Origin of the sequence: Candidatus Poriferisodalis sp., from assembly GCF_965219595.1 — a bacterium.
Classification (GTDB): Bacteria; Actinomycetota; Acidimicrobiia; order Acidimicrobiales; family Poriferisodalaceae; genus Poriferisodalis.
Map to the genome: position 1 here is coordinate 1,281,492 of NZ_OZ244781.1, position 18,180 is coordinate 1,299,671.

The following is an 18,180-nucleotide window of genomic DNA, read 5'->3' on the forward strand; positions in this document are numbered from 1 at the left end:
ATCAGGAGGCAGTGACGAACTGTGCAGCGAGGCAGACGGCCGTGCCCACGGCAAGCGCAGGAGCGAAGGGGATAGCGGCCCGGGATCCGTGATCGCGACGGGCAGCAACGGCGTGGGGCGTCGCAGCGGCTGCGGCGACGGTGAGGGCGAACCATGGCCAGGCCGGGCCCCACCAGGCGAGCAGAAGGCTGTTGGTGTTGATAAGGCGGATGTCGCCGTAGCCGATGCTGTGGGGTCGTGCTCGCCAGAACAGCTCGGTGAATGCGACGACCGCTCCGACACCGATGACGACCGTCAGCAGGTGGCGGGGTGTGCCGCTCGCGATGGCCGCAAGGCTGTATAGAGCGGCGATCGCTGTGGCGGCCCCCCAGCAGGCGTGCCGACGGATGACGCGCATGCGCAAGTCAGTGACGATGGTGTGTGCTGCGAGCGCGACCCACACGGCTACGGCCGCTGCAAGCGCCGCGGTGCTCATTGAGCTGACTCCGGCGGCGCTTCGGCCTGCTGCCCGGGCGGGAGTAGGTCGCCGGAGCGCGTCGTGGCGATGTGGGTGCCGTAGCCATACACCGTGCGTGCCGGGAACAGGCCGCGCACGGGTGCGGCGGCGCCATCAGCGTCGCAGGCGACTTGTGCGGTGACGACATGGACGATGGCGACTGGCCTTGAGCTGTCGCCGCCGATGATGCCGATGTCGGCGGCAGTGTGCGCGGTCCAGCTCCCGTCGGGATAGCCGGGCTGGGGTCCGCCCGCACAGAGCCGTTCCAAGGACGGCCGACCGGTGACGACCGTCTCGGCCACGAGTTCACGGGCGGCCGTGGCATCAATGGCGTTGCTGCCATCCATGCCTTCGTCGTCGATGGGTTCGAGGCGGTCGTCAGCCGTCTCTCGGTTGGAAGCGCTGTCGACTGGGCGATTGCAGCAGACCGCTGCGGCGACGGCAGCTTCCTGCGCGGCGAGGCTGGTGGCGAGTTCGGCTTGGGCGCTGCGCCCAGCCCACAGAATGGTCAGTACCAGCAACGCGCACATGGGCGTGAGTGCCATGAGCTCGATTGCAGACATAGATCCGCGCTCGTCACGGCCTCTTGCAGAGCGGAGCGAGGCGAGCGCCACCGCGCGGGGGGTTCGGCGCCAGTCGGTCATGCGGGGATGTCGTGGTGTCATGGCACGACGGGGTTGCCGAACGCGGTACGAGTGGGCGTGCTGTCTGCCGTTGCGAGTGCGCCGGGCTGGGTTGGGCTGCGGGGGAACGCTGTGCAGGCAGGCAGTGCTGTGGTCGCATCTTTGCCGGCGACGGGCTGAGCGACGATGCCGAGCGATTGGCCGGTGATGGTGATGCCGCGAGGCCAGATCTGTGCGGTGTCCCAGCTTTGAGGGCCCCACGGGGCGGCAACGCCGAGTTGGACGGCCTCGGCGACGATGGTGCTGTCGGCGATGTGGCAGGGCACGTGAGCGTGGTGCGCATCGTCTGGTGCATGCGTGGCGATGCTGCTGTAGGCACTGGTGTACGTGCCGCTGAGCCCGTTTGCGTCGATGCCGCGGGTGCCGAGGCTGGCGAGCAGCGAATGGGTCGCTGTGGGCTTCCCCCCAAATTTAGGAGGGTTTGGTCAGTGGTTGTTGGCTTGTTCGTAGTCGGTCGGGCTGGTCATGTCGAGGGTGCTGTGGAGCCGTCGTGTGTTGTACCAGTCGGTGATCCATCTGGCGATGTCTCGGCGGGCTTGGCGTCGGGTGGCCCAGTGTCGCTTGTGGATGAGTTCGTGGGTGAGGGTGGAGAAGAACGATTCGGCGGCTGCGTTGTCCAGGGCGCAGCCGACCCGCCCCGTGGAGCGGGTGATGCCGAGCCTGTCGCAGGCCCGGGCGAAGTCGCCGGCGGTGTACTGGGTGCCTTTGTCGGTGTGGAAGATCACCCCGGTCACGTCGCCGCCTCGGGTGGCGACGGCCATGTCGACGGCGGCCTGGGCGAGCTGGGCTGTGGGATAGGAGTTCGAGGTCGCGAACCCCACGATGCGCCTCGAGTACAGGTCCATGACCGCGGCGAGGTGCACTTTGCCCTCGCCGGTGGGGATCTCTTTGAAGTCCCCGACCCAGCGCCGGTCGGCCGCGTCGGCGGTGAAGTCGCGTCCGATCAGGTCCTCGGGGGCGGCGTCGCGGTCGTCTGTGCGGGAGCGGCGGCGCTTGGTGGGGCGTGCGACCAGGCCCTGGCGGGCCATGGAGGCCTCCACGGACTTCTTCGACACAGCCCGGCCCGCTCGTCGCAGCTGCACCCGGATCCTGGGGGACCCGTAGGTCCCTTCTGAGTCCTCGAAGCAGGCCAGCACCGCAGCGTCGAGCTCCGCCCGGCGGGCCTCGATGCCCGACGGGGACCCGTGCCGCCACCGGTAGAACCACGACTCGCTGACGTCCAGCGCCCGGCACGCGACCGCGTGAGGGATGCCGTGATCGGTCCTCTGGGAAGCCACAAACCGCGCCAGGGTCACTTTGTCGCCTCGTTCACCCACAGGACCACGGATCGTTTGAGCACGTCGCGCTCCATCTCCAGCTCAGCGCAACGGCGCCGAAGCCGAACCAACTCGGCCCGCTCGTCCGCGTCCAGCGCCCCCTCGCCGGCACCGCGCTCGGCCTTCACCCAGTTGCCCAGCGTGCCCGCGTGAATCCCAAGATCGCGGGCGACCACAGCGATCGGCTTGCCCGTCTCTGTCACGATCCTCACCGCACCAGCGCGGAACTCCGGATCGAACCTTCTTCGTGTCTCTGGCACAGCTCCCCTTTCCTCAAAGAGCATGCCTCCCAGATTCCGGGGGAAGCCCACTGTGCCGTACACGGTGCGCAAGCGGGTTGCGCCGTTTACCGTGCGGGTGCGCGTGCCGCCGCTCACGAAGACCTACATGGCCATGGAGACCTACACCTACACGGTGCGTGTGCGCTACTGCGCGCAGTATGACCTTGAGTTCGGCAGCGGTTGCGTCAAGTGGGCGTACCGCAGCGAGAAGCGCACCGGCGTGCGTGAGACGCTCATCACCGAACCCGCGTACCACTACGAGAACCGACCGGCGTACAACTACCGCAACGAGCAAGTCTGCTGCAAGCCGGTAACCCGCACGGTTTATCGCGACGAGACCCGCACCCGTCAGGTGTGCTGTCGGCCGGTGACTCGCACGGTGAGCTCCACGCGCACCGTGCGCGAGACGCAGTCGGCGGTGCCGTCGGCGTCATGCACCGCAGCGGGCTATTCGCTCAACTCGTCGTCGAGGTGCGAACGCCCGGTCGGCACTCGCCTGGGGGCGGTCATCCATAGCTGCGCCAGCGGCTGGACGGCAGTGTCGGGCGATTCCAGCACCTGCGAGCGCACCCTCTCACAAGAGCCGACTTGGGCCTGTGCTGCAGGCCATTCGATCGACCGGTCCACGACGCTGCCGCATTGTCACCCTGATCCCGATGAAGACGAAGACACCCAGGAGGACGAGGAAGACGCCGAGGAAGATGAAGAAGACGACGAGAACAGCCCGGAGTGCACCACGGCCTTGGGCACCTTGGGTTCGGGCACGGTGACTCGCAGCGGGTCGTGGGCTGCGGGCTGCGAATCAGCCCACAAGAGCACCGACCAGGTGCCGTACTACGCGTGGCGGTTCACGTTCACTGTCACCGGCGCGGCGACGCTCGATCTCGACGCGGTCTCTTCGGGTGATCCGCATGTGTACGTCACCGACAGCGACGGCACGGTGGTGGGCTCTGATGACGATTCGGGTGCCGACGGGCGCGACAGCCGCATCCGCGGTCTCAGCCTCGCAGCGGATACGTACACGATCGAGGTGACCACCGGGTCCGACCGCGAGGAGGGCAGCTTCACCCTCACTCTCAAGCTCATTGTGGCTGCCTCCGAGACAGTGAAGATCAGCGGCTTCGCTGCCGCCGAGGAGACGCCGACGCTCGGCAAGACTGCTGTCGTGGTCACCTCGGGGTTCACTGTGGCGCCTGCGGACGCGGAGTGCTCTGTCAAGCCCGATGCTGCGACGGTCGCGCCCGCGTCGGGCGCATCGCGTACGGTTAGCCTGCGAGTCGCGGCGGCCACGACGGTCACGGTGACGGTGACTTGCACCAAGGGTGCCGACAGCGACATTGCCAAGACGGACTTCAAAGCGAATCCCGCTCCTGTACGCATCAGCGGCCTGACAGAAGCTTCCGCGCCTGCGGGCGACGCCGACAGCGTGGTGGTGTCGGAGGACTTCGATGTCGTTCCCACGGACGCGAAATGCACCGCGACACCTGCGGCTGCGTCGTTGTCGCCCGCGACGGGCGGCACTCGCACGGTGAGCCTCGAAGTGGACAAGGGTGACACGGTGGCGGTGGCGGTGACGTGCTCGAAGAACGGAGCGTCGCACCGTGTCTATGTCAAGTTCACAGCGACCCGCGTGGGCGGCTGCAACAGCCGGCTGGGTGCCTTCGGGCCGGGCGGGGTGACGGTGCGCGGAACGATCAGCGCACAAGGCGACTGCACGTCGATGCGCCGCCACCGAGTCGCGGGGCGCACGTCCCATGCGCGCCGCCATGTCCTGGTGCTCACGAGCCCCGGGTGGGTGACCGCCACGCTGCGGTCCGCTGCGACCAACACGCCCTACCTCGACACCTATCTGCTGATCCTCGCCGGCGATGCCGCGGACGGATCAGGCGAGCGGCTCGCCTTCAATGACGACCAAGGCCGCGGCCACAGCACATCACGGTTCGACTCGCGCATCACCCGCAAGTTCCTGCCAGCAGGCACCTACACCGTCGAGGCCACCACCTACGGCTGGATCGAACGCCACAGCCGGCACATCACCGGCGACTACATCCTCCGTGTCAACGTCGACCACACACCGGTCGCCGCGGCGCAGCCCGAGGAACTCACCGCGACGGTCGGAACCGAACTGCGGAGAATCTGGATCTACCAGCCCGGCGCGGCAACCGCTTCCATCACATCAGTACTGCCGGACGGGCTCGTCGCTGCTGTCAACGCGGCCGACGGGTTCGCGACCCTCACCGTCACTGCCGCGCGCGTCGGCGAGCATGACATCGACATCACCTACGTCAACGGGTCGGGCACGCTCACCAAGACCACCACACTCACCGCCGCATGCCCAGCGAGCCAAACCGCGACCAGCGCAGGGCGCTGCATAGCCAGCACAGCGACGCTCGCCGCGAGTTGCACGCCCATCGCGCTGCACGGTGGGCTGGTGTGGGGGCGGCGTGAGCAGGGCGGACAGTACCGGCAGTACGCGAGCGACGCCGCCGCGGCCTGCGATTCGCTGACCCACAGCGGCAAGGCCGTCTATTACGCGTTCTCGCTGCCCAAGCGTCTGCCTGTCGAGCTGGAGCTGCGCGACCCGGTCAACATGGCCACCCAGCGCGCAGGCGGAGCGCCGTCTGTGACCGTCTGGCGCGTCGCCTCGGCGCATCCTGTGACCGGCAGAGCCGTGCGCTACATCGCGACCGCGGCACCCGCCTCTACGAGAGGCCCGCGTATCAGCAGCAGCCTGGACGCCGGGAGCTACCTGATCGAGATCGCGCCGTCGCGGCCGGTCAGCCGGTCAGTCCAAGACCGCTGGTACAAGCTGCGCACCACCATGCCGACAGGTACCCGCACGCACACCGACGTGCAGAACGTGGGCAACACCGGTCTCGGCGGCGCCGGCATGACACTGGGGTCGTTCCTTGATGCCAGAGGCAGCCTCATCTACGGTGCCCACCCGGACGCGGACAAGTCCCGTGCGCTCGACCCGTTCTATCCCGAGAGCCCCAACTATCCGTGGCTGCCGTTCACCGTTGACCGCTGCAGCATCCCTCCAGCCTGGATCCTGCACCTCGCCGAGACCGCCGCCGACAAGGCAGCGGCCCTCGCCGGGCCGCTCGTGTGGCTGGCGGCGAAGTACCGGCTGCCCAACGCCGACGAGATAGCGGACAACCCGCAGTTCGGCGGCAAGACGGTGCCGTTCGTGTACGGCTGCATGCGCCACGACTTCAACTGGCGCAACCTGCACCGCGTCAAGCATCACCTCGGCTACGACACCGCCACAGGCACCTGGAACGACACCGTCCGCAAAGACGCCGACAACCGCCTCAAAGCAGACCTGTACGGATTATGCGAATCGAAGCAGCGCAACGCATCCGAAGCGTCCAAGTACCACACTTGGGAGCTCCCGAATTCGGGTGATGTCCGCAGGTGCAAGCAGGCGGCCGACACGATCACCGCCGCGCTGGGCCGCGTGCCGTTCGGCTTGATCGGCTACGACCATGACTGAGACGGGAACACACGAAACCGGCCACGCTGCTCTGGGCCGAGAAGGGTCGCCGCGGCGGCGCAGGCTGGTTGCCGCGGTGATCGCCGTTGTGCTCGTCACCGTCGCCGTCTGGATTGGTTTCGCGTCGAAGAGTTCAGACTCGGGGTCGATCGGCGGTGAGACTGTTGACAGCATGGCCTCGCCGGCCGCGGTATCTCCCAGCTTGTCGGTGCCGCCGGAACGCCGCTACAGCGACTTGGAGTTGGGGCTAGATGCGGTGATCGAGGAAGAAATCATGCCTTTCTATGCCCGCTACCGAAGTTTTGCCGATTGGGAAGAGCCATACGAGGAACGACAGCGCTACCTCGACGAAGAAGCGGTGGGTCATGAGCGCGAGCGTCTGTATTTTGAGCGTAACCTGGAGGTCTTGATTGGCGGTGCTTACGAGGACCTGCCGCTCGAACTCGGACGCGGTGGCACGCTCGACCGTGCTTATGACTTGGCAATGGAAGGGTGCGCTGACGCCGCTGGCTGGCCGGGACTGAAGATCAATGTCAGTTCCGAGGCCGCTGTGGACGACGCGCTCGCGATATCCGGTCTCACATACGAAGGTTTTCTCGATTTGCGTCATGAGTGCGCGAAGCAGGCTGCGACGTATCCGACGTTGGACCCTGTGGTGCGTGATGAGTTGCTGGGGCGACTGCGGGAGCACTATCGGGCGGCGGTGTATGAGTATCTGCGGGAGTTCCCCGATGCGGAGGTGCCGCTGGTCGATCACGAGGGCGCTCCGCGGCCGTTCGAGGAGACGACGATCTGGATATGCCAGAAGGAGCCCGACCCGGCGGCGTGCGCTGTCGAGTTCAGGGTCGAGCTTCCGGCGACCGAATAGCGGGGATCTTCGTTTCCTGCCGATTATCTGCGGTGGACAGCTCCGATTGGGGTCAGAGCGCCGTTTGTTGCGAAGCCCCGGTCTGTGAGCGTCGGCAGCGGGGTTGCATGACCTGTGCGGGAGCCGTGTGGGGTGCAGCAGCGTTCGACGGCATGACGGTGCCATTCGGCTGGATCGGATATGACCATGACCGAGACGGGAACGCACGAAACCGGCCGCCTTTCTCGGCCCGGCGGTGCGCAACGAATTGCTGGCACCACAGCGGGCGTACTACTTGACAGCGATCTTGGGTCGTTTGGACAACGAGCTGCCATCGGTGGCGGTGCCGATGCAGTACCAGGCGGAGATCGCCGACTTGCGCGCGAACGGGTGGCAACCAAGGCTCCAAGCCGCCTGGGCGGCCGGGCAGTCTGCAGCAGGGCTGGAACGTCCGCGCATCAGCGGCGTGCCGCACCTCGACGCGGCGAACGTGGAGAGGTGCTGCCGTTGCTGATCCTGTGGCCCGCGATTGTGGTGCTGTTGTTGCTGCTGGGCGCCCAGGCGCTGTTGGTGAGCGGCGCTCGTGCGCATGCGGACGCAGCCGCATCGGCAGGTCTGCGAGCGATCTGGGACGCAACGGTGGTCGGGCTGGACGACGCGACCGATGAAGGCAGCGATCCGTTTGCGGGACCAGCGGCGATGGCGACGGCGGCGCATGATGCAGTGGCACGCACTGCGTCAGCGGGCGACGGGTGGCGCTGGTGGACTCCCGGCGGCACGGTGGTCCGCAGCGACTGGTGCCACGCTGGTGCGGACGCCGCTCTGCGACCGGTCACAGGCCAGCCAGGCTGGGTGCGCGTAGATGTGATCGGCAATGTGTTCGGCCCGTTCAGCGCCTTGTGGCCCGGTCGTCTCGACACGGTGCATGCCTCAGCTTCGGGCCCAGCGGTGCTCAGCGCCATCGTTGCCCAAGACGATCCCGAGTCGGCATTCGGAGCACCTGCGGACTTGGCGGTCTGCTGACCGTGGCCGCCGAACGGCGCTGAGCGGCAGATAGGGCGCACAAAGCTCGATACTTCGGCATCAGTTGATTTGAAAATCAATCATTGAAGCGCTTGATTTTGCTGCATTGAACATGCATGGATGTCGACCATCCGTTGCTGACGGCGATTCGCGCGCTATCGACCGCGGGTCGCCAATGGCCAGCTTCGTCGGGTGCTGCAATCAGCTCCCGTGGTGCTCGGCGAGGGTCCTCGGGCTTGCGGCAAGACTTGGACGGGCGGCTACGCGGCTCGCAGCGCTGCGCTGATTGATGCTCAGGAGGCTGCCGCGCTGACCAGCGCGATGGCGCGGCATCTGCTCTTGGAAGGGCTCAAGCCCAAGCTGGTCGACGAGTACCGCTTGGCGCCGGGTCTGTGGAATCCGATCCGGCGTGCTGCCGACGAACTCGCACAGCCGGGCCAGTTCATTCTCACCGGTTCGAAGCACTCGTGATGCGAGACCTGCGGGTCTACGCCGATGCGAACGACGCCCGGCTCTTCTACTACCGCGACAACACAGGCTTGGAGGCAGACGTCATCATCGAGCGATCCGACGGCGTGACTGTCGCCCCCATCACCACCCTCGGCCCGTAGATGCCTATATGTGTCTTTCGATTTCGCAGACTTCCCCCGGAAGTGTCCGCAGTGTCACTTTGTCACCGTCGACAAGCTCGAAGACGTAGGTCTTGAACGGCACAGTGGTGGGGATCGCGTCGGCGCCTTGTCCGAGCTTGCGCCAAGACGGACCGAAACCGTCTCCAGTTTCGTTCACCGTCACCAGGCCACCTATGTGCCCAGCCGAACCTTCGGCCGGCACCCAACAGCCTTGGCCGCGATAGCCGAAGGCTGAATGAGTGTTGGGGGCCGGCATGAAGTCGCCGAACCTGCCGGTGCTCTCCGTGAACCGCCAGAATCCGGCTTGAATGTCCTTGCCGACGGTGAAGGTGGCTTTGCTTTCTCCGCTGCTGCTTGTTGCTTGGACCGTTGCGGTGGCGGCCAAATTTCCGTTCTGGCGTTGACCTATCCAGTCGAGCACGGCTCTCGCGGTGGCGACTCGATCCGGGCCGGCAAGACGCACGATCACCGTCAAGCCGTCTACGGCGCTGTTCGGTACTGCATTGGTACCGCCGAGAACTACGACTTGCTGTCGGTCGATCATGTCCGTGTCGTCGGGTTCCACAACGCACTTCGTATTGAGCACCTGCCAGGACGCGACCAACTCGGCCATGGCGGCGTCGCCGGGTGCGGCAACCACCGCGTAGGTCTCGTCGCCACACTTCGGTTCTGATGCCGGGTGTGCAGCGGCGGCCGACGTCAACGCTCCGACGGTCAGCGCCACTGTCAGCCCAGCAGCCAGCAGCTTCTGCATTGGGCTCCTCCTCTGCTCTGTCGCGTTGGTGGACGCTACCGATGGCCGTGAAAGCGTGCCGTGTGATGAATTGCGGTTGCGGTAGGCCGCCCGGGACTCGAACCCGGCACCTTGGGATTAAAAGTCCCCTGCTCTACCCGATGAGCTAGCGGCCCGACGTCCGCAGGCACCGATTCGGCGCTCCGGCACTCGTATCGAGGCTACTGGTGGGGCTTCTCGCTCTAGCCTGACGCCAGTGTCTCCAGCATCCGGGCCCGAAGAGTCGCCTTCGCCAGCCGCGATGCCCGCCGCGGCATCTGAGCCGGATCTGCTCAGCGAGGCCGAGCTGGATGCCATCGAGGACGATCTGGCACGAGCGGAACGAACCTTGAGCCTGCTGGCCGACGACGACATCGATGCCGCAGCGGCAACGGCCTGGCTTACTGAGTCCTAGGCCGTGTTGACAAAAGGTGAGTTGTGATTGTTCAACTGGGCGCGTTGGCTGCGGTGCTGAGCTTCGCGATGTTGTCGTGGCCTCGCTTGAAGTGGCAGGTGTCGGTTCGGTTGGCTGTGCAGCTTGGCCGTAACGACTTGTTGTCGATGGTCGGGCTTCACCGTCCTACGCGTTTCGGCTGGTGGTGGATCGGAGCGAGACGACGGCTGATCGATCCTGACCATCGCCGCAGCGCTAACAGCGTGCGTTACGGCTGCCGGATCATTCGCTTGGAGAACGGTGTTCGCTGGCTGGCCTCGGTCCCTCGTGTGAAGGGTGTTCCCGCTGGTGACGACAAGCGGGCGTACGAGATGATCGAGCGCCAAGTGAAGCGCAGTCTGCGTCGGCGGCTCATGCGTCGGACCAAGCGTGTGCGGCGGCTGATGGACGCTGCCACTGCGCGATGAGCGCGCCGGAACGTGTGTCGTCGGTGGTTGCTTGACAGGCTGCGCTATTCTGGCTGCGCCGGAGTCCGGCGCTTGCGCCGACTTGTGATCGCAGCCCCCGTGGCCATCCTGACGGGGGCTGCGTCGCGCTTCAGATGGCCTCTGTCGGGGTGCTGGATGAGGCAGAATTGAAGCACGTAATGGATGTCCCTGCGGACTCCGGCAGAGCAGGCAGGGCAGGATGGAAGGAGCCAGTGATGGCTCGATTGTGCAGATATGGACGTGACCCCGCCGAGTCGGTGGAGGTTGCGCTGTGACGGCAGAGAAACGGCTCAGCGATGAGCAATGGCAGCAGATAGCGCCGCTGCTGCCTTCGGCTTCGGGCCATCACGGTCGCCCCTATTGCGACGACCACCGAAGGACCGTGGAGGGCATCTTGTGGATCGCCTACTCGGGCGCTCAGTGGCGGTTGCTGCCCAAGGAGTTCGGGAAGTGGCAGACCGTGTATCGGCGGTTCCGCCGCTGGGCTGAGCGCGGCGTGTTCTCACAGGTGCTGGCGGCGAGCGCGGACAGCCTGGATCTGTCGATCTCGCAGGTGGACGGCACGTTCATCAAGGTGCATCAGGACGCTGCCGGCGCGAGAAAAAGCGAAGGCCCCCCGCTGAGTCCCGACGAATTCAGGCCATCGGGTCCACAGCGGGGGGCCATACTTCCAAGCTCATCGCGCTGACCGACTGTGCAGGCCGCTTCGCGCGATTGATGCTCACAGCAGGGAACACCAACGAGAGTCGAGTGTTCGGCTCTGTAATCGAAGACGCCCCCTCAGGTGTCGGCAAGGTCATTGCTGACAAGGCATACGATAGCTACACGCTGCGCGACGACCTGACCGAGCAGGGCATCGAGCCGGTGATACCGCCCCGCAGCAGCAACACCCGTCCGGTGATCTTCGATCCCGGCCTCTACAAGGCCCGCCACGCCGTCGAGAATGCCTTCGCTGACCTGAAGCGGTTCCGGGGGATCGCCATGCGGTCACACAAGCTCGCCGTCACGTTCCTCGAATTGGCGTCGCTGGCCGCGTGGTACGTGTCCACCACCCCAGGGCACCGCAAGACCTCGCCGCACGTCAAGCCCGACAGCACCGGCACGCCCACAGTGGGCGACAAGCCCCGCCAAGGACGGTTCTGGCAACGAGAATGAGCGCCCCAGCCAAGAAGGGCTGGGGCCATCCCGACCAGCGTCAGCCAGTAGTCAGGGCGACTTGATAGGTCATCAGCGCAGCAAGCAGAAAGCCGATGCTGGCAGCGATACCGAATACACGAGCCATATTCCTCACCTCCCGACTTCGGCCTGACCCGGCCTCTCGATGGGATATGGGAACGCTCAGTCTGATGGTTCGCGCAGCGAGTCACACATGTGGATTTGCAGTGCTGTTCTGAGAACGACTTCGGCCCGCCGCAGTCGGAAGCGGCGGGCCGAGCGTTCGCGAATGAAACAGCGCTGAGTGGTCACTGCTGACTATAGCAGCAATCGGCGGAAACCCGCGTACCTGTTGGGATTTTGGCCGTTCGCGTCAGCAGCTATTGTGTGTGTTTTGCTCGGCCACGATCATTCCGGCACGAGCGTCCACGATCTGTCGGGCGGTCAGTTCGTGCTCGTCGTGATCGACGGTATGGCCGTCCGCTTCGACTCGGTGCGCGGCTTCATGGGCTTCGATGGCGTTGCCCCATGCCTGTTCGGCGTGTGCTTGCGCGTAGGCGGCATCCTCGCACGCGCTCGACGTTGCCGAGCACGCGAAGGATGCCGCCCCAAGCGCTGCGGCCAAGCAGGCCGCAATCATCTTCACGCCGGTCAGGCTGAGCTTCGGACGCGTCGTCCTCGACGCGGCAGCCTGCGCTGTTTCACGCTGCCGTCGCGTGCGAGACGTTGCCCGTCTCGGGTGATGCGGTAGCGGCCCGTCGGCGGGAATATCTCCCGCAGCCGAGCAGCAGCCCCGCTCCACTCGCCGTAGTCGCGTCGGGCGGCTTGCAGCCGCCGGACCGTCTCCCTGTCAGGCATGAGACGACTTCCCGGCAAGCTCCCCCCGCAGCTCGGACGCGGCACGCGCCTCTGCCAAGGTCGGGGCATTGCGTCGGGCCAGCATCCCGTTCGCTCGCAGAAGCCGGAACGCTGTCAGCGCGGCCTGCACCACGATGATCGCGCCGACCACAACCATGAGACGGGCGGCAAGGCTCCACTGCGTACGCGAGAACATCGCGGCCACGACAGCGCCCATGTAGCAGGCGCCGAGAACTATTCCCAGCCTGTTTCTGATCTGCATGACGACGCTCCTAGATGTGGGCCATGAACATCCAGCCGCAGGCAGTGCTGATGCCCGCGCCGGTCTTGCCCTTGGTCGCCGCCCCGGCACCGGCGCAAGCGACGTGATACCAGTGAGCGTGATAGTAGGGGCGTGTGTCATACACACGGTCACAAACAGTCCTGGTGGTCGGCTTCAGCGTGTACGTGCCAGCAGCGGCCTGCTCAGGCGTCTGCACCTTCGCGTAATCAGTCACGACGCGACAGTTCGACTCGACCAGCACGGTCTCATAACGCGTGTCAGCCGAAGCAGGCTGCGTAGCCGTCAACACGATGACGCTCGACAGTGCAACTGTCAGCGCCATCGCCAAAGCCAACGTTTTTCTTCGCATGGCGGTTCCCTCCTAGCGGGAGACAAGGTGTGCTTGTCACCAGCACCGCGCCAGCCGAAAGGAGGGAACCATGAACCCGACTCCCGCAATCCGACTGGCACGGCCTGAGAGGCCGCGGCACTGGTGACAGCGGGAGAACATAGGCGAACCGCCACGCGCGCGCAAGCCCAACCGTACCCAGCCAGCAGACAAGCCCTAACCCGGTACCGCCCCGACCTTTTGTCAACACGGCCTAAGAGGCGGCGTCCCGAGAGCCGGCGCGGCTACTCGATGGTGAGGTCGATGTTCGACGAGACCAGTTCGACCCTGTTACGAGGCTTCAGCTGATCCCAGCTCCAGGTGGCGTCGGCTGCAGCGCCGTCGAGCCAGAACCAGCGGCCCGCAAGGTTCGGCACCCGCTCGTCGCCGAGACCCACCCGCGCGTCGATTGTCTTGAGCACACCTGCGTGGCCCACGAGCAGGACGCGGCCGCAGACAGACATATGCCGCCGCAGCGCCGGCAGCAGCCGGCGGGCAATGCTGTCTTCAGACTCGAAGCCCGGCGGCCACCTCCTCGCTGCGACATCGCCGGGCCAGCCCTCGTCGATCTCGGCCCGGGTGAGGCCTTCCCACGGTCCCGCACTGCGCTCGCGCAGTGCCTCATCGGTCACGACGTCGCTCACGCCGAGCTGCTTGGCAATGATCTCGGCGGTCCGCCGCGCCCGTTGCAGGTCGCTGGACACGATCAAGTCGAATGCAGGCAGGTCGAACGCATGCCGACCGGTGTGCAGATCGCGCCCCCGCATCACCGGTGTCCGCCAGCTGTCATCCGCGGCAGCGAGCGTCGTTGCCAAGGCGTCGGCGGCGATCTCCGCCTGCCGCTCGCCGAGGCCGGTCAATACGGGATCGGCCTGTCCCTGCCAGCGGCCGCGCAGGTTCCATTCGGATTGACCATGCCGCACCGCCAGCAACTCTGAATGCTGTGTCACGGCGCCCGACCCTAGAGGCTCATCCTCGTTGCCTCTGGGACGTGATCGGTAGCATCGCAGCGATGCCGACGGTGACGATCCGCCTGTTCGCGGGGGCGCGCGAAGCGGCTGGCGTCGGCAGCACTCAGATCGAGGCGTCCTCGGTCGCCGAAGCACTGGACTGGGCGAAGGCGACTTTCGGCGAGGGCTTCAGCGCTGTTCTGGCCGCCAGCAGGGTGTGGCTGAACGGCGAACCGGCGCTCGGCGAGTCGCAGCTCAGCACCGGAGACGAGATCGCCGTCCTGCCGCCCGTCTCGGGCGGCTGAGCGGCGGCTGCACCGTGGCAGCGTCGCCGGATCTTGAGCCGGCGCGGCCGCGAACCTCTGCAGCAGCGCAGTGGCTCGGCCCTGCGGTCGCATTGGGTGATGCCACCATTACTGGTGGACTGATCTGGTTCGCCGGGCTGATCGGCGCGCTGTGGGCGGGGGCGGTGACGTTCGGCATCGCCATGACCGCAGTCGCCATGCTCGGCGCCTGGCAGGCCGCGGGCGTTCGCAGCCGCGCCGGAGCGACTCGCCCGACGTCGAGCGGAACTGGGGCGAGGCCGCAGGCTGCCGAATCGCTGGTGCTTCCCCAGAGTCATCGGCTGCCCGCCGCCGCACTTGCCGGTGCAGTCGGATTCGCCGGCGTTCTCGACACCCGCCTCGCGGGGGTAGTCGTCGGCGCGGCCGTCGCCGCCAGCTTCATCGTGGTCGCAGCCTTGCGGCCCCGCCGCCCAGGCGCGGCTGTGCCCGGGGGACAGGCGTCACCGCTGCGGCTCGTGGCCAACGCAGGACTGCTGATTCGCACGTGGATGCAGGTCGGTATCGCGGCCGCGTGCTTGGCGGCCGTCGCCCGCTATTCGCTGGGAGCGGCACTCGTGCTCGTGAGCGCCGCCGCGGTGTACGACGCCAGTGCTCACCTCAGTGCGTCGGGTCGGCAGCCGGGGCTGCGCGGTCCGCTGATGGGAGCGATCGCCGCGGTGATCGCCGTCTTCGCCCTGACCGGACTGAGCGTGCCGCCGTTTGCACCCACCGATGTCATCAGGTTCGGCGTGCTCGCGGTGCTGACGCTGCCGCTCGGCCCCGCGCTCGCCAGGCCGAATACCGCGTTCGCCGCGCGTCGAGAGCATCTCCCGGCGGACAAGCAGAACGCTGGCAGTCGATCAGCCAGCAGCCACAGCGCACCGGAGCCTCCAGGCGGGCTCCAGCGAGCGTGGCAGCGACTGGCCGGGGAGTGGGCCGTGCGCAGGCTCGATTCGCTGAGCGTCACGGCCCTGGCGTGGATGTGGGGCTTGGGACTCCTCGCCATCTGAACATCCCCCCGGCGCGGAGCGGCGGTTCGCTCAGTTCGTGACGCTGCGGCGATCTGCGTAGCGTTATCGGCCGTGGCACCCGAAGTACCCGACCGCCAGATGCTCGGCGAGCATGGCCGCGTCTTGCGAGTTGCCGTGTTGTGTATGCACACATCGCCGTTGCGCCAGCCCGGCAGCGGCGATGGCGGCGGCTTGAACGTGTACGTGCGTGAACTCACTGCCGCGCTGGCGCATCTCGGTGTCGATTGCGACATCTACACACGCCGCACCGATCCATCGCAGCCCGACCAGCTCGAAGTGGAGTCGGGTGTGGTGGTCTTCCACATCGATGCCGGTGCCCCATCGCTCGACAAGGATGATCTGCCGGCGGTCGTGTCAGCATTTGCCGGCAGAGTCGGCGAGCACCTCGCACACCGCCCGGTCGACGCCATTCACGCTCACTACTGGTTGAGCGGCATGGCCGGGCACCAGCTCAAGCACCGCCTGGACATTCCTTTGGCAGTCACCTTTCACACGCTGGGGCGCGTCAAGACGAGCAACGGCGATGCCGAGCCGCGCCACCGCGGCGACGCTGAGCAACGAGTCATCGATTGCGCGGACGTCGTGTTCACCTCCGGCGCCGCTGAGGCTGCCCAGCTCAGGTCGCTGTACGACGCCGCGCCCGAGCGCCTCCATGTGCTGACACCCGGTGTCGACCGGGCAATGTTCGCGCCGGGTCAGCGCCATGCAGCGCGTGCGGCGATCGGCCTGCCGCCAGGACCGGTGCTGCTGTTCGTGGGCCGCCTGCAGCCACTGAAGGGCGCCGAATTGGCGATCGAAACGCTCGCAGCCACGAGAGTTGCTGGTGCAGCGGGCGCTCAAGCCCAGCTCGCCATCGTGGGAGGGCCCAGCGGTCCGCAGGGCGAGGTCACGCTGGCCCGCTTGAAGGCGCTGACGGACGACTTGGCGGTTGCGGACCATGTGCGGTTCGTCGATCCGCTCCCGCACTACCTGCTGTCGACCTATTACCGGGCCGCCGACGTGTGCTTGGTGCCCAGCCGTTCGGAATCATTCGGACTGGTCGCGCTCGAAGCCGCAGCTTGCGGCACACCGGTCGTGGCGTCCGATGTCGGCGGTCTGCGCGACAACGTCGTGGAGGGCGATACCGGCTACCTCATCGCCGACCGCAGCAGCGATGCGTTCGCCCGCCGAGTCATCGACATCCTCGCTGATCCGCTGCTTGCGCTGCGCCTCGGCGATGCCGGTTCTCGCCGCGCCGAGCGCTACAGCTGGCGGGCGAGTGCGGCCGCGGCGCTGGAAGTGCTCGACACCGCGGCCCGGCGCGAGCTCGTCGCCTGCCTGTGACCCGTCGGCCGGCAACCGACGCCGAGCTCGATCTGCTCGAGGCCCGCATGGACGACTGGCTTGCCGACTGGGCGCGCTCGCAGGCCGATGGCGGTCCCGGCGAGCGCCCGATGCTGCTCGACGTGACTCGTGACGAGGAGGTGCCGCGGCGCTGGTACGTGCGACTGGCGGGAGAGTCGCGAGATGTCATCGCTATCTGGTTGACGCTGCGCCAGCGCACGCTGGCCTACGAGTCCTACGTCCTACCGGCGCCACAGCATCGGGCGGATCAGGTGGCCGACTTCGTTCTGCGCCGGAACTACTCGCTGGTGGGTGCTCAATACGGGGTCGGTCCCGAGGACGCCGTGTTCCTGACGGGGGAGCTGCCCACCCACTGCGTCGACGAAGACGAGCTGGATCGGATCGTCGGGTCGCTGTGGGCGTACATCGAGCGTGACTTCACGACGCTGATCCGCTTGGGTTTCAAGAACTAGCCATCGAAAATCATTTGACACTTTTCATTGATTTCTGATTGATTTGAGACTTGCCGGGGCACTCGCCGGCAGGCCGCAGGGAAGCGTCCCACTCACCGCGAGTGCCCCGGCACCGCCATTGGGCTCGGCAGTGGTCCCGATGCGGTCCGGTACCGTGACCGCATGGCGGACAAGGTCGAACTGCTCATCGTCGGCGGCGGCAAGATGGGCGAAGCGCTGCTGGGCGGTTTGCTCGCAGCCGGCCGCAGTGCCGAGAGCATCTGCGTTGCAGAGCCGATTGCCGCGCGCCGCGATGAGTTGGCCGATCGTTACGGCGTCGCTGTCTCCGGCGACGTTGCCGCCTCGGCCGGCGCCATTCTCGCCACCAAGCCCGACGTCATTCCGACCGTTGCCGCCGCGGTCACGGCCGCCGGCACCGACCGCATCCTCTCGATCGCCGCCGGGGTCACGCTCCCGACGCTGGACGCCGCTGCCGGCACTGGCGTCCCGATCGTGCGTGCCATGCCGAACACGCCCGCACTGGTGTCGGAGGGTGCGGCGGCGATCTGCGGCAACGACCGAGCCGCCGAAGATGACCTCGGATGGGCCGAGGAGATCCTTGGCGCAGTAGGCCGCGTCGTGCGCGTCCCCGAGCACCTGATGGATGCGGTGACCGGTCTGTCTGGGTCCGGGCCGGCGTATGTCTTCTTGGTGGCCGAGGCACTGATCGAGGCAGGGGTGCTCATGGGCCTGGGCCGACCGGTGGCGGCGGAATTGGCCGAACAGACTCTGCTGGGTGCCGCGACGCTGCTGGCCGAGGGACGTTCGCCGGCCGATCTGCGAGCCGACGTGACGTCGCCGGGCGGCACGACGGCGGCTGGGCTCCGCGAACTGGAGCGCCACGGCGTGCGCGCCGCATTCGCTGCGGCCGTCGAAGCCGCCACGCGCCGCTCCGCCGAACTCGGCTCAGCGTGATCGAGCGCCCGGAGGCTGAGCCGGACGGCGAAACC

At 66.8% G+C, this 18,180-nt stretch carries 25 protein-coding genes and 1 tRNA gene; 14 read left to right on the forward strand and 12 right to left on the reverse strand.

The features are described from left to right. Position 1: 1 nt before the first annotated feature. The 5 genes from ACOQPE_RS05605 to ACOQPE_RS05625 form a co-directional block, all read right to left on the reverse strand. Positions 2–475 (reverse strand): hypothetical protein, encoded by a 474-nt coding sequence (locus ACOQPE_RS05605; RefSeq protein ID WP_420610882.1) that lies wholly within the window; start codon positions 473–475, stop codon positions 2–4. Continuing rightward, positions 472–1,041: a hypothetical protein gene (locus ACOQPE_RS05610; RefSeq protein WP_420610883.1), complete on the reverse strand. Its 570-nt coding sequence runs from the start codon at positions 1,039–1,041 to the stop codon at positions 472–474. The genes ACOQPE_RS05605 and ACOQPE_RS05610 overlap by 4 nt, the downstream gene beginning before the upstream one ends. A gap of 116 nt (positions 1,042–1,157) precedes the next feature. Then, positions 1,158–1,445 (reverse strand): hypothetical protein, encoded by a 288-nt coding sequence (locus tag ACOQPE_RS05615; protein WP_420610884.1) that lies wholly within the window; start codon positions 1,443–1,445, stop codon positions 1,158–1,160. 159 nt (positions 1,446–1,604) lie between these two features. Beyond that, positions 1,605–2,474, reverse strand: coding sequence for an IS3 family transposase (locus ACOQPE_RS05620; RefSeq protein ID WP_420610885.1), 870 nt, complete (start codon positions 2,472–2,474; stop codon positions 1,605–1,607). Next, positions 2,471–2,779: a transposase gene (locus ACOQPE_RS05625; RefSeq protein ID WP_420609181.1), complete on the reverse strand. Its 309-nt coding sequence runs from the start codon at positions 2,777–2,779 to the stop codon at positions 2,471–2,473. Before ACOQPE_RS05625 ends, ACOQPE_RS05620 begins: the two co-directional genes overlap by 4 nt. On the opposite strand from ACOQPE_RS05625, the gene ACOQPE_RS05630 reads away from it, so the two are divergent. The 5 genes from ACOQPE_RS05630 (at position 2,778) to ACOQPE_RS05650 (ending at position 8,753) form a co-directional block, all read left to right on the forward strand. Beyond that, the gene (locus ACOQPE_RS05630) at positions 2,778–6,272 is read left to right on the forward strand and encodes a pre-peptidase C-terminal domain-containing protein (protein WP_420610886.1); all 3,495 of its coding nucleotides are present in this window, start codon (positions 2,778–2,780) and stop codon (positions 6,270–6,272) included. The two genes, ACOQPE_RS05625 and ACOQPE_RS05630, sit on opposite strands and share 2 nt — an antisense overlap. Further along, positions 6,265–7,140, forward strand: a complete 876-nt coding sequence (locus ACOQPE_RS05635; RefSeq protein ID WP_420610887.1) for a hypothetical protein — start codon at positions 6,265–6,267, stop codon at positions 7,138–7,140. The genes ACOQPE_RS05630 and ACOQPE_RS05635 overlap by 8 nt, the downstream gene beginning before the upstream one ends. 477 nt (positions 7,141–7,617) lie before the next feature. Further along, complete coding sequence (locus tag ACOQPE_RS05640; protein WP_420610888.1) at positions 7,618–8,142, forward strand: hypothetical protein; 525 nt, start codon at positions 7,618–7,620, stop codon at positions 8,140–8,142. 192 nt (positions 8,143–8,334) lie between these two features. After that, entirely contained in the window at positions 8,335–8,613 is a 279-nt protein-coding gene (locus ACOQPE_RS05645; protein WP_420610889.1) for a hypothetical protein, read from the forward strand. After that, positions 8,613–8,753: a hypothetical protein gene (locus ACOQPE_RS05650; RefSeq protein WP_420610890.1), complete on the forward strand. Its 141-nt coding sequence runs from the start codon at positions 8,613–8,615 to the stop codon at positions 8,751–8,753. The genes ACOQPE_RS05645 and ACOQPE_RS05650 overlap by 1 nt, the downstream gene beginning before the upstream one ends. A 4-nt stretch (positions 8,754–8,757) precedes the next feature. Here ACOQPE_RS05650 and ACOQPE_RS05655 read toward each other — a convergent pair whose 3' ends face one another. Continuing rightward, positions 8,758–9,414 (reverse strand): hypothetical protein, encoded by a 657-nt coding sequence (locus tag ACOQPE_RS05655; protein ID WP_420610891.1) that lies wholly within the window; start codon positions 9,412–9,414, stop codon positions 8,758–8,760. A gap of 196 nt (positions 9,415–9,610) precedes the next feature. Next, positions 9,611–9,683, reverse strand: a tRNA-Lys gene (locus tag ACOQPE_RS05660). Positions 9,684–9,763: 80 nt separating this feature from the next. Between ACOQPE_RS05660 and ACOQPE_RS05665 the strand changes: the two genes are divergently transcribed. The 4 genes from ACOQPE_RS05665 (at position 9,764) to ACOQPE_RS05680 (ending at position 11,583) form a co-directional block, all read left to right on the forward strand. Beyond that, the gene (locus ACOQPE_RS05665; protein WP_420610892.1) at positions 9,764–9,961 is read left to right on the forward strand and encodes a hypothetical protein; all 198 of its coding nucleotides are present in this window, start codon (positions 9,764–9,766) and stop codon (positions 9,959–9,961) included. A gap of 23 nt (positions 9,962–9,984) precedes the next feature. Beyond that, the gene (locus ACOQPE_RS05670) at positions 9,985–10,407 is read left to right on the forward strand and encodes a hypothetical protein (RefSeq protein ID WP_420610893.1); all 423 of its coding nucleotides are present in this window, start codon (positions 9,985–9,987) and stop codon (positions 10,405–10,407) included. Between the two features lie 292 nt (positions 10,408–10,699). Beyond that, a complete protein-coding gene (locus ACOQPE_RS05675; protein ID WP_420610894.1) occupies positions 10,700–11,116 on the forward strand; it encodes an IS5 family transposase in 417 nt (138 codons plus the stop codon). A 29-nt stretch (positions 11,117–11,145) separates the two neighbouring features. Continuing rightward, complete coding sequence (locus ACOQPE_RS05680) at positions 11,146–11,583, forward strand: transposase (RefSeq protein ID WP_420610895.1); 438 nt, start codon at positions 11,146–11,148, stop codon at positions 11,581–11,583. Positions 11,584–11,956: 373 nt separating this feature from the next. Here ACOQPE_RS05680 and ACOQPE_RS05685 read toward each other — a convergent pair whose 3' ends face one another. The 5 genes from ACOQPE_RS05685 to ACOQPE_RS05705 form a co-directional block, all read right to left on the reverse strand. Beyond that, positions 11,957–12,229, reverse strand: a complete 273-nt coding sequence (locus ACOQPE_RS05685) for a hypothetical protein (protein WP_420610896.1) — start codon at positions 12,227–12,229, stop codon at positions 11,957–11,959. Positions 12,230–12,234: 5 nt separating this feature from the next. Continuing rightward, entirely contained in the window at positions 12,235–12,441 is a 207-nt protein-coding gene (locus tag ACOQPE_RS05690; protein WP_420610897.1) for a hypothetical protein, read from the reverse strand. After that, complete coding sequence (locus ACOQPE_RS05695; RefSeq protein ID WP_420610898.1) at positions 12,434–12,703, reverse strand: hypothetical protein; 270 nt, start codon at positions 12,701–12,703, stop codon at positions 12,434–12,436. The genes ACOQPE_RS05690 and ACOQPE_RS05695 overlap by 8 nt, the downstream gene beginning before the upstream one ends. A 10-nt stretch (positions 12,704–12,713) precedes the next feature. After that, the gene (locus ACOQPE_RS05700; protein ID WP_420610899.1) at positions 12,714–13,046 is read right to left on the reverse strand and encodes a hypothetical protein; all 333 of its coding nucleotides are present in this window, start codon (positions 13,044–13,046) and stop codon (positions 12,714–12,716) included. A 290-nt stretch (positions 13,047–13,336) separates the two neighbouring features. Next, complete coding sequence (locus tag ACOQPE_RS05705) at positions 13,337–14,041, reverse strand: histidine phosphatase family protein (RefSeq protein WP_420610900.1); 705 nt, start codon at positions 14,039–14,041, stop codon at positions 13,337–13,339. A 62-nt stretch (positions 14,042–14,103) separates the two neighbouring features. Here ACOQPE_RS05705 and ACOQPE_RS05710 point away from each other — a divergent pair, with 62 nt between their 5' ends. From ACOQPE_RS05710 to proC, 5 genes are all read left to right on the forward strand, one after another. Then, positions 14,104–14,346 carry a MoaD/ThiS family protein gene (locus ACOQPE_RS05710; RefSeq protein ID WP_420610901.1) on the forward strand — a complete coding sequence of 81 codons (243 nt, stop codon included), beginning with the start codon at positions 14,104–14,106 and terminating at the stop codon, positions 14,344–14,346. 14 nt (positions 14,347–14,360) lie between these two features. After that, positions 14,361–15,374, forward strand: coding sequence for a hypothetical protein (locus tag ACOQPE_RS05715; protein WP_420610902.1), 1,014 nt, complete (start codon positions 14,361–14,363; stop codon positions 15,372–15,374). Between the two features lie 72 nt (positions 15,375–15,446). Next, positions 15,447–16,718, forward strand: a complete 1,272-nt coding sequence (locus ACOQPE_RS05720) for a glycosyltransferase (protein WP_420610903.1) — start codon at positions 15,447–15,449, stop codon at positions 16,716–16,718. After that, the gene (locus ACOQPE_RS05725; RefSeq protein ID WP_420610904.1) at positions 16,715–17,191 is read left to right on the forward strand and encodes a YbjN domain-containing protein; all 477 of its coding nucleotides are present in this window, start codon (positions 16,715–16,717) and stop codon (positions 17,189–17,191) included. Before ACOQPE_RS05720 ends, ACOQPE_RS05725 begins: the two co-directional genes overlap by 4 nt. A gap of 162 nt (positions 17,192–17,353) precedes the next feature. Beyond that, positions 17,354–18,145, forward strand: coding sequence for a pyrroline-5-carboxylate reductase (gene proC / locus ACOQPE_RS05730; RefSeq protein ID WP_420610905.1), 792 nt, complete (start codon positions 17,354–17,356; stop codon positions 18,143–18,145). Positions 18,146–18,180 lie beyond the last annotated feature (35 nt).